The organism is Rhodococcus sp. NPDC059968, assembly GCF_042738615.1.
GTDB lineage: Bacteria > Actinomycetota > Actinomycetes > Mycobacteriales > Mycobacteriaceae > Rhodococcus_F.
Genome location: NZ_JBHWUE010000181.1, coordinates 1 through 10350 on the forward strand (window position 1 = coordinate 1; position 10350 = coordinate 10350).

The 10350-nt window shown below is 64.0% G+C and carries 11 protein-coding genes; 3 read left to right on the forward strand and 8 right to left on the reverse strand.

The window, feature by feature from the left end; all coding sequences use genetic code 11:
• Nucleotides 1-96: 96 nt before the first annotated feature.
• The 7 genes from ACFWAY_RS51665 to ACFWAY_RS51695 all read right to left on the reverse strand — a co-directional run bounded on the left by ACFWAY_RS51665 (nt 97) and on the right by ACFWAY_RS51695 (nt 5536).
• Nucleotides 97-519: an organic hydroperoxide resistance protein gene (locus tag ACFWAY_RS51665; protein WP_378516241.1), complete on the reverse strand. Its 423-nt coding sequence runs from the start codon at nt 517-519 to the stop codon at nt 97-99.
• 37 nt (nt 520-556) lie between these two features.
• On the reverse strand, nt 557-709 hold the full coding sequence (locus tag ACFWAY_RS51670; protein WP_378516242.1) for an FxsA family protein: 153 nt from the start codon (nt 707-709) through the stop codon (nt 557-559).
• A gap of 42 nt (nt 710-751) precedes the next feature.
• Nucleotides 752-1135: a PPOX class F420-dependent oxidoreductase gene (locus ACFWAY_RS51675; protein WP_378516243.1), complete on the reverse strand. Its 384-nt coding sequence runs from the start codon at nt 1133-1135 to the stop codon at nt 752-754.
• A gap of 2 nt (nt 1136-1137) precedes the next feature.
• Entirely contained in the window at nt 1138-1506 is a 369-nt protein-coding gene (locus ACFWAY_RS51680; RefSeq protein WP_378516250.1) for a PPOX class F420-dependent oxidoreductase, read from the reverse strand.
• 241 nt (nt 1507-1747) lie between these two features.
• Nucleotides 1748-3868: a CocE/NonD family hydrolase gene (locus tag ACFWAY_RS51685; protein ID WP_378516244.1), complete on the reverse strand. Its 2121-nt coding sequence runs from the start codon at nt 3866-3868 to the stop codon at nt 1748-1750.
• Nucleotides 3869-3951: 83 nt separating this feature from the next.
• On the reverse strand, nt 3952-4548 hold the full coding sequence (locus ACFWAY_RS51690; RefSeq protein WP_378516245.1) for a nuclear transport factor 2 family protein: 597 nt from the start codon (nt 4546-4548) through the stop codon (nt 3952-3954).
• A complete protein-coding gene (locus ACFWAY_RS51695) occupies nt 4541-5536 on the reverse strand; it encodes a D-2-hydroxyacid dehydrogenase family protein (RefSeq protein ID WP_378472835.1) in 996 nt (331 codons plus the stop codon). The genes ACFWAY_RS51690 and ACFWAY_RS51695 overlap by 8 nt, the downstream gene beginning before the upstream one ends.
• A gap of 341 nt (nt 5537-5877) precedes the next feature.
• On the opposite strand from ACFWAY_RS51695, the gene ACFWAY_RS51700 reads away from it, so the two are divergent.
• The 3 genes from ACFWAY_RS51700 to ACFWAY_RS51710 all read left to right on the forward strand — a co-directional run bounded on the left by ACFWAY_RS51700 (nt 5878) and on the right by ACFWAY_RS51710 (nt 8534).
• Nucleotides 5878-7251 (forward strand): homogentisate 1,2-dioxygenase, encoded by a 1374-nt coding sequence (locus ACFWAY_RS51700; RefSeq protein WP_378516246.1) that lies wholly within the window; start codon nt 5878-5880, stop codon nt 7249-7251.
• Between the two features lie 209 nt (nt 7252-7460).
• The gene (locus ACFWAY_RS51705) at nt 7461-7880 is read left to right on the forward strand and encodes a YybH family protein (RefSeq protein WP_378516247.1); all 420 of its coding nucleotides are present in this window, start codon (nt 7461-7463) and stop codon (nt 7878-7880) included.
• 216 nt (nt 7881-8096) lie between these two features.
• Entirely contained in the window at nt 8097-8534 is a 438-nt protein-coding gene (locus tag ACFWAY_RS51710; protein ID WP_378516248.1) for a YybH family protein, read from the forward strand.
• A gap of 213 nt (nt 8535-8747) precedes the next feature.
• On the opposite strand, the gene ACFWAY_RS51715 is transcribed toward ACFWAY_RS51710, so the two are convergent.
• Nucleotides 8748-10007, reverse strand: coding sequence for an IS701 family transposase (locus ACFWAY_RS51715; RefSeq protein WP_378516249.1), 1260 nt, complete (start codon nt 10005-10007; stop codon nt 8748-8750).
• Between the last annotated feature and the right edge of the window lie 343 nt (nt 10008-10350).

Below are 10350 nucleotides of genomic sequence, written 5' to 3' on the forward strand. Positions count from 1 at the left end.
CCCCACACGGTCAGGTAGCCAGAACAACCACAACCGAAAACAACGAACCCCCAGCTCAACCGGGGGTTCGCTCGTTCTCATAGCAGTAACTTCGGGTTAGTCGTCGGTCACCGTGAGGGTGACGTCGACGTTGCCGCGGGTCGCGTTGGAGTACGGGCAGACCTGGTGAGCCTTCTCGGCGAGCTGCTGCGCGGTGGCGTGGTCGACGTTGGGTAGCGTGATTTCCAGTTCGACGGCAAGGCCGAAGCCGCCGTTGTCCAGGTTCCCTATCGACACACGCGCCCCGACAGCCGAATCGGAAACATCGGCCTTGTCCTGGCGGCCGATCATCCGCAGGGCAGAGTGAAAGCAGGCTGCGTACCCGACGGCGAACAGCTGCTCGGGGTTGGTGCCGACGCCGCTGCCGCCCATCTCCTTGGGGATGGATAGTTCGAGATCGAGCTTGCCGTCGGATGAGCGGGCGTGCCCGTTGCGTCCGTCGCCGGTGGTCAGTGCTTCGGCGGTGTAGAGGGCGTTCATGCGAATTCCTTTCGTGGGGAGGCGTTGAGTGCGTCGGTCAGGTGCCGGACCGCGACCCGGCCAGGACGACCCCGACCACGAAGGTCGCGAGCAGCAACAGGACCGTCCATCCGAAGGCGAGCGTCGAGGCGAGCGCGACGACCACCGCCAGCTCGGCGACGGCGTAAACCAAGAACAGCCGCGTGACCATGTTCTGCCAACGCTTCGGAAGCCGACAGGGTTTCGGGAGCGGCTAGGTAGCCGCCTTCAGCTCCAGGCCGACGGTTTTCTTGTCGATCCCACGCAGCTTGGTGTACTGGTTGAACAACCAGCCGATCAGCCCGTAGCGCTTGGTGATGGCCCGCTGGACATTCGGTGTCTCGGACTTGTCGAGCACTGTGGCGACCGCATCGACCGCCTCACCCTTTGGGTTACCGCGCACGTCGCACACCGCCAGGGTGACGCGGGGGGTGTTGCGGATCCGCTTGACTTTGAACGAGTCCTCCTCGGTGATGACGAGCAGGCGGTCGCCGTCGGGTGCGGCCCAGATGGCGGTGGGCTTGGGTTGCCCGTCCTTCGTGAAGGTGGTCAACAGGATGTACTTTGCCTCGGCGACTTCGGCGAATGTGGGAGCCACGGTTAGGCCGCCTTCAGCGCGAGGCCGACGTTGTTGTCACTTCCGTCGCGCAACTTGCTGAACAGATTGAACACCTTCCCAACGATTCCGTAGCGCTCGCCGATCGGGCGGTAGACATTCTCCGTTTCGGACTTGTCGAGGATCGAAGCGGTCGCATCGACGGCTTCGCTCTCGGGGTTTCCCCGCATGTCACACACCGCGAGGGTGACGCGGGGGGTGTGGCGGATCCGCTTGACTGTGAACGAGTCCTCCTCGGTGATGACGAGCAGGCGGTCGCCGTCGGGTGCGGCCCAGATGGCGGTGGGCTTGGGCCGGCCGTCCTTGGTGAAGGTGCTCGCATAGACGGCGAGGAAGCTCTGGTTGGCGGCCATCGCGGCCTGTTGCTCGTCGCTCGGCGTGGCGGGGTCAGGGACACTGTCCAACCAGTCTGGCCGGGGCTGGCCGCCGAAACCGGGATGGGTGTGGGTGATCCCGTACTGCTCGTTGCAGGTGACGGTCAACCCATCGCCCGGTGCGAAAATGCGGGATGTCCCAATGGGACTGGAGGCAGTCATTATGCGGGGTTCCTTCCACGGGTACCGGTCTAGGAGGGGATCAAAGGTGAGTGCCGAGCTACCTGCGCAAGATCGGCCTCGCCGGCCCGGCTGGGACCATGGGGATGGTGATCGAGCTGGGAAATACCCCACCAGTGAAGACTCGATTGACGGCTTCGCGGTGGTAGGACTCGTCGTAGGCGCGCTCCCAGTCAGGGTCGGGGCTGATCCCACGGCCCTCGGCGGCTGAGATTTCGAGTCGCAGGCGGCACCCTGCTGCGATGCGTCCAGTGGCTGCCATCAACTCCACCTCGACCTTGGCGACTTCGTCGGGGCGCAGAGGCATGGCGTCCTCGCGTCGGTGTGTGTGCCAGGGACGTTCAGCGGTGGAACGCTGCGAGTCGAGGGCACGGTGCGAGACTTTGAGACACCCCCATGTGAGCGGAGCGACGGACTGGGGGTCACGAGTCTGATAGACGATCTCTTGCTCTCCGTCCATGACGCGGAGTGCGACATAGAGGTCGGCATCTTCTGACGTGGACGAGACCCACAGCGAGGCCCGGAAATGACCTGCCAGCTCGATGTCCTCGTCCAGGGGGGCTGACTCGAATACCGCCACCGGTAGCTCCGGCGCGGAAGCGCGGACATCTGCGGAATACTCGGCGACGTCGATGCGAACGGGGGAATGAGGGGTGATGCTTTCCTGGGCGTGCGGGCTGCCGGCATCGAGAAACAGTGTCCTGTACTCGGTGCCGGGGACGGGCCACGCCGATTCGTTGCGCCAGTAGAAGCCTCCGCCGCCGGTACGCATGACCATACGTACCGCAGACGGTTCTTCCTCCGGCTCCAATCCTTTGAGGAATCGGTCGAAGAACACCTCCTGATCCGGCAGGCAGTCCTCATAAAGGTAGGACATGTAGTTGGCGTCCAGGACGAGCAACTGTTTTGATGGCGACGGCAATTGAGAGAAGGCTGCGAAACCGGCGCGAGAGTGAAGCATCATGGTCTGGCTCACCGCAGTCAGAACGGGGAGGTCGATACCGGCAAAGTCCGCTGACAGGAGCCCATCCCCCCGGTAATACGCGCCGTCCCACGGACGGCTGGCCATACCACCGATGACGTCCACTCCTTCGCCGCTCCCGCTTGCCTTGAGCACCATATTTTCCCACCACCAGCGGCGGTAGTCGCCGAAAAAGATGCCGCCCGGATAGGCCAGATCACGATAGGCGTCCGAGTCCGACGCAAGAGGAGCGATCGCTTTGAGGGCGGGCGGGTGCAGTGCGGCAACGTTCCATTGAATGGTCGCGGCGTACGAGCAACCGCAGAGGCCGACATTACCGTCGCTCCACGGCTGGTCGGCGGCCCACTGGATGGCGTCGTAATAGTCGAGTGCTTCCTGCCTCGAGAACGGATCCACCCGTCCTGGTGTGTTCCCCACCCCGCGGCCGTCCACTCGGATGACTACGTATCCGCGCGGTACCCATGTACTTGCATTTGCACTGACAGCACTTTCCGAGTATCGGAGCATCATCGCCGCCCCGGTGGCGCCCCCCGCTGCGTCTCCCTCGAACCACGCGGCTTCCCTCTCCTCACTCGCCTGGTGATCCGCCTCGTTGAAGATCGACCCCGACTCGAACGCGTTACCGTAAACCCCCAGCCTCATGATCACCGGATGCGGGCCGCCATCGTCGGGGCAAAACACGTCTGCCAGAAGGTAGCTCCCGTCGCGGGTCGGGATCTTCTCATTCCTGAGAACCTTGATCCCAGCAAGAGCTCGCCGCAGGTGATTGCCCGCCTCAGCAGCTCCGCGAAAACGAAGCCCGAGCTCACTGAACACCATCCGAACAGAGGCGGCCTTCTCAAAGGACTCCGTGTCGCACTCGAACGAAATGTCCGGCGCATGCTCGCCGACAACGTCGTGGACGGTCTTGTCGATCATCACGCCATTGCGGAGGTCGTCCTCCCGCCCCAGGCTTTGCACGAAACGCGCACGATTGATCGTCGCGGGAAGAGTGGGATCCGGCGCGTCCACGGCGTCGCTGCCGCGGAGACTCGCCAGCGTCAGCTGCGGAGCTGCATCCGCTGTTCCGATGCTCAGGTTCCCGATGGAGAAGGTCACCGCCTCGGCGGCCCTGTAGGAAAACTGGCCCGTCTCATCGGTGAAGCCCTCGTGTGACGGCGTCCGATAGCGCAGGCCCACGAAGGGCCCGTCGCGGAAGCAGCCAGTCAGCAAAGCGCCCGCAGGTGTCGGTGGTGTCCCGCGGCCCTGAGAACCCCGAAGAATCATGACTTCACTGGAAGTGCCATCGGCAGACTGTGCTTTACCTGATGGCGCGTGAATAGCCAGCTGTCTCCGATCTTGCGGAGGCGGGATTCGTAGTGGCCGATCATGATCGGCGCCAGTTTCCCTTGCATCAGGTCTGCACCGGCCGGCCAGCCGTTTTCGGGTCGAGGGTTGGCGTTGGATCCCACGACCACGAACTGCGCCTGCAGCGTTGCTTCGTCTCCGGTGATGTCGACGATGTGGTCGGTGGTCAGATAGTGCATGCCGCGCCCGGGAGGCAGGGTGCCGCTGTTCACCATGGCGCGGAGAGCATCGTCACCAACTCGATCCGCATCCAGCGCAACGTACTCCTCTCGGCCGTACCTGCTGAATACCTGAAGCTCTCCGTCCGGGGCGAACAACGCCGCCAAGGCATCCCCGTCGCGCTTCTCGAATGCCCGCACGTACCGCGCAAGGACTTCAAGAATGTCCTGCCTGTCGTTCATGAAAGGCTCCTTCGCTTGTTCAAGTCCGATGACGGCGACGTTCAGCCGCCGGAAAGATAGAAAGTCTGCACCGTTCAACAGGGGCAGGCGCCACTCGGCGGTATCACTCACGGAGGTCGGCGTGACCGCTACGCGCACTCAGGTAGTCGCCAACCGGGTCGACTACGCGTATCGGCTTGCCCGCGGCGAACGCCGCGATGTCCTCGACCGCTTCTTCATAGAAGACCTTGTAGGTGCCGTGCGTCACGTAGCCGAGGTGCGGGGTGATGACGACGTTTTCCAGCGTCCGCAGTACGTGCCGCTCCGGCAGCGGCTCGGTTCCGAACACGTCGAGTGCTGCACCGCCGATCTTTCGCTCCTGCAGGGCGTGGACCAGTGCGTCTTCGTCCACGATGGGGCCGCGAGAGGTGTTGACCAGCAGGGCGGACGGCTTCATAGCAGCAAGTTCGCCCGCCCCGACGAGGCCGCGACTACGGTCGCTGAGGACGAGATGGACTGACAGCACATCCGACCTGGCGAACAACTCCTGCTTGGACACCGCTCTCACACCGTGTTCCGCCGCCTTCTCGGTGGTCAAGTTCTGGCTCCAGGCGATCGTCTCCATGTCGAACGCCTGGCCTACCCTGGCCACCCTCGATCCGGTCCTGCCGAGTCCGAGCAGACCGAGCGTCTTTCCCTCCAGACCAGAGCCCACACTCATCTGCCACCCGCCCTCGCGCACCGACCGCGTCTCGGCAGGCACGTTCCTGACCGCGGCGAGAATCAGCGCCCAGGCGAGCTCCGAGGTGGCGGAAGAGAAGGGATAGCGTGTACCGCAGACGGTGATGCCCAGCTCGCGGGCGGCCGGGACGTCGATGACGGCGTTGGCCGGACCCGTGGTGACGAGTAGCTTCAGACGACCGAGCCGGCGCAGCACATCCGCAGGGAACTGCGTGCGCTCCCGCATCGCCACCAGCACATCGAACTCCGCCAGCCGCGCGACGAGTGTCTCCGTGTCGGGAAACGGATCATGGATTACTTCCACCCGGGCGTTCAGGGAGTCCCAGTCGGCATATTCCCTCGCCACGTGCTGGTAGTCGTCGAGAATCGCAATGCGCATGTTGTCCATTCCAATTGTCCATTCCAATTATCCGTTTCTACCAAACTCTCTGCTGTGCAGCGAGAAATTCGATAGTCACCCGCAGGTATGTGGAGGCAAACGCCCCTTTTCGTGGGACGTCCCTTCTTCGGCCGGGCCTCTTCGGGCCGAATGCCGGTGAACGATGACTTGATAGGAGATTATCACTTGTGCCCGATGGGAGCAAGTGATAGGTTCTTATCACTTACTTGGTTACCCGGCTGGCGACGAGTCCGATCCCGGTCCGACGCGGAAGGTACCGAAATGACGATCAACACAAGTGATCGACATCCAGCGATGTCGCGACACGGAAGGAGCGCAAAATGACGACGAGTCTAGAGAAGGCCAAGCCGGAGGATGAGGTGCGGGAACAGGCGCGCGCAAGGGCGGCCTCGCTGAGCTACTCAACCGGCTTCGGCAACGAGCACAGCAGCGAGGCCCTGGCAGACGCACTGCCCGTCGGCCGTAACACTCCGCAGCGCGCTAAATACGGACTGTATACAGAGCTGCTCACCGGTACGGCCTTCACCGAACTCCGTGCGAACACCCATCGCACATGGCTCTACCGTATCCGTCCGTCCGTCGTGCACCCGCCCTTCGAGCGCATCGACAACGGAACTCTGCTCACGCCGCCTTTCGATGTTCCCCTGGACCCGAACCTGCTGTTCTGGGCTCCCCGGCCGGCGCCCGCGGCAGGGACCGATTTCGTTTCCGGTCTGTGGACCCTGGGCGGGAACGGTGATCCCGTCCAGCGCAGCGGCATGGCGATCCATCTCTACACCGCCGACACCTCCATGACCGACCGCGTGTTCAGCACCGCCGACGGCGAACTGATGATTGTGCCCGAACTGGGCGGCCTTCTGATCCACACCGAACTCGGCCTGCTGAGCGTGGAGCCGGGATCAGTCGCTCTGATTCCTCGCGCCATGAAGTTCCGAGTCGAGATCCTGGGCGCCGCCGGACAAGGAGACACCCCTGCGTTCGTCCGCGGGTACGTGTGCGAGAACTACGGCACGCCGTTCGCTCTTCCGGAGCTCGGCTTCATCGGCCACGCCGGGATGGCGAACCCCCGCGACTTCCGCGCTCCAGTCGCCGCGTACGACGATGATACGGAGCGGCCAGTCGAGGTGATCCACAAAGTCGGCGGAAATCTCTGGAGCTCGACCTACGACCACTCGCCGCTGGACGTGGTCGCGTGGCACGGCAACAGTGTCCCGTACGTCTACAACATGCTGGACTTCATGGTCATGGGCAATGTCACTGTCGACCACCCCGATCCGTCGCTGCTGACGGTGCTCACCTCGACGACCGACACACCGGGGGTGGGCAACGTCGACTTCTGCGTCGTACCCCCGCGCTGGGTGGCCGGAGAGGACACCTTCCGTCCCCAGTACTTCCACCGTAATGTGAGTACCGAGTACGCCGGTGTAATCACGGCCCCAGAGAATCCGGGAGGCTGGCTGCCAGGCTGCGGCGCGCTGACCAACATGATGACCCCACACGGCGTGGGAGCGGACGTTTGGGAGTACGCGGTTCAGGCCGACACCAGTGTGCCGGAGAAGGCCGACGGACTATTCATCCTCTGGGAGACGAAATTGCCCATCGCCCTCACCACCCAGGCCGCCCAGGCAGTCGGAACCACCGACGACGAAACGCTGAGCGGCAAGAACACCCTGCAGAGCCGCTTCCGCTCCTGAAGCCTCCGCTCAGCGCGGTGCGCTAGAGGTCTGCGCCGGCGCGCAGCCCTCCGTGATTCGATCGGCGCACTCGGCGTCGCCGTCAGGTCCAGGGAGTCCGGCGCAGCGGCGGTTCGCCGCCGCCCGGGCGATTGCACGAGAACCTGGCGCTCAGGCGGGGTCTCGGCGAACTTGGACCGTGCGCGCACAACTGCGAACAAGGAAGAAAAATGAACAAGAACAAACCCCTCGAGGCGAACAATCCCAACGAACCGGCAACGGACGGGGTCGACCGCACGGCGCAGGAGATTTTGGCCGCATTGTTGGCGAAGGATTCGGCGAAGGTGAACTCTTATTACGCGCCGGACGCGGTGATCGCCACGTCCGGTCGCCCGGCGGCCAGGGGCGGCGAGGCGGTGTCCAAGGCCATCCGCAACGATGTTGCGGATCCCAACTTCACGATGAGTCTTTCAAACGAGAAGACCGAGGTCGCCGGTTCGGGTGACCTGGCCTACCGCCGCGGCGCGTTCACAATCACTTTTACGAACCCGCAGACCAAACAGGCGGAGAATGCCGCGGGCACCTACCTGACCGTCTTCAGGAAGCAGGCGGACGGGAGCTGGAAGGTGGTGGAAGATTTCGGAGTTTAGGGCGCCTTCTCGACCGGCTCCGAGTTCATCACTGACGGCAGTTCACTGCTCGGCCGGGTGCCGGACGCCAGCCGCTGAGGTGCGCGATGACTCTTCGAGTGGGTAAGCCTGAAACGCGGGGTGGCCCAGTCGAGGCCGCCGTTGGCCGGCAAAGAGTCATAACCTTTTCCAGGTATTAAAGGAGACCGTGCGCACAACTGCTAATAGGGAAGAAAAATGAACAAGAATAAAACCCTCGAGGCGAACAATCCCAACGAACCGGCAACGGACGCGGTCGACCGCACGGCGCAGGAGATTCTGGCCGCATTGCAGGCGAAGGATTCGGCGAAGGTGACCTCCTATTACGCGCCGGACGCGGTGCTCGCCACGCCCGGCCGCCCGGCGGCCAGGGGCGGCGAGGCGGTGTCCAAGGCCATCCGCACCGATAGTGCGGATCCCAACTTCACGATCAGTCCCTCAAACGAGAAGACCGAGGTCGCCGGCTCGGGTGACCTGGCCTACCGCCGCGGCACGCTCACAATCACTTATACGAACCCGCAGACCAACCAGGCGGAAAATGCCGCGGCCACCTACCTGACCGTCTTCCGGAAGCAGGCGGACGGAAGCTGGAAGGTGGTCGAAGATTTCGAGGTTAGGGCGGCTGGTCCGGACTAACTCCGCTCGAACCAGCGGACATGAAAAAAGGGCCGGCGGTTGACCCGCCAGCCCTTCGTTTCGCTCTCGCTGAAGCGGCGACCGCTTACTCGCCGTTCGATTTCAAGGCCCTAGTAGCACTTTGTTAGGTGGGAAATCTGTGGTGGCACAGTGGGCAGGTACCGATCCAACGAGCAAGTGCGCCTTGGAGTTCACGCACGATGCCGTAGAGCGTCAGTCCTGCCCAGTCGCTTTTGGGTCGGCGAGCCGGAGGGTGGTGAGGAACAAATGGGCGGCGGTGACCAGGGTGGCGTGGTGGTGCCAGCCCATCCAGGAACGACCCTCGAAATGATCCAGTCCGAGACCGGTTTTCAGTTCCCGGTAATCGTGTTCGACGCGCCAGCGGATCTTCGCGAGGCGCACCAGCTCGGACAGCGGGGTGTCCTCAGGCAGGGTGGAGAGCCAGTAGTCGGTGGGCTCGTCGGCGCCGGCGGGCCACTCGGCGAGCAACCACACCTCGGCCAGGGTGCCGTCCTCCGGGCGGGGAATGTCGCGGTTCGCCGGGCGGACCCGCAGCGCGGCGAACCGCGACCGCATCGCCGCGGTCGGGTTGGTGGAGTCGGCCTTGCTGCCGCGGCGCCAGGTCACCGCCCTCAGGGCCTTACGTCCGGCGGCCAGGACCAGGTCCTTGCAGCTCGAAACCGGGCCCGGGTAGCGCGGGGCCGGTACGCGCCCGCGCCCGCTGTAGGGAGGTGCCTCGGGGACCGCGTCGCCGGGATGGGCGCTGGTCGCACCCTTGACGGCGACGACGTAGTCGATGCCGCGGTCGGTCAGCGCGAGCCGGAAGGCGGTGGCGTCGCCGTAGCCGGCGTCCGCCACCGTGGTCGGCGGAATCCGGCCCCACTCGATCAGCTCGTCGATCATCTCGATCGCCATCTCCCACTTGGTGCGGTGATGCTCGGTGTCGGGGATCGCCGAGCGCGCCCGGCGGGCGGCGATCGCCGCGACCGTGTCGGGGTCGGTGGTGGACCGATCGTCCCAGCTCTCGGGCAGGAACAGCCGCCAGTCCAACGGCGCGGACGCCGCGTCGGTGGCGGCGTGCACGCTGACCGCGATCTGACAGTTGCCGACCTTGCCGAGAGTGCCCGAGTACTGCCGGGCCACACCCGGCGAGGCGGGTCCATCCTTGATGAACCCGGTGTCGTCGATGACCCACGCATCCGGGACGATCAGATCACACGCCCGGCGCGACAGCGTTTTCCGGACCGGCACCACATCCCACGGCGAGGTGGTCACGAACTGCTGCAACTGTTGGTGATCGACCCGCAGCCGCTGCGCCATCGGCTGCATCGACTTCCGTCGCCCGTCGAGCATCAAGCCCCGCGCATACAGCCCCGCCTTCTCCCGTTGATCCTTGCGCGCCAGCGACGAGAACACCTCACCGACAAACGTATCCAACTGTTCCCCGACACGGGCGAGAGCGGCTGTATCCATGCCCGCATACTCTCGAGAAAGTCACGAAAACTCGAGCCGACACGCCGAGCTAACAAAGTACTACTAGCCCTCGGGATCGGGCATGCCCCCGCGCGCCAGAGGCAGGCCCGGCCCTTCGGTACCGCCACATTATTGGACATGCCCACGGGGTGTTCGTTTTAGCCTGGAAGCACCGATTGGTATGAGCGCGTGAGAGTGTCATAAAAGCGAAATGCCCTGTCGTAGTGGAAGAATAAGACTTCTCAAGAGTCAGATTCAGCCACAAAGAAGGGCATCTCGCAGGTGCAACTATCTCACACCCGACCAGTCGTCGCGGCCAGGTTCGACGACCCCAATCTGATAT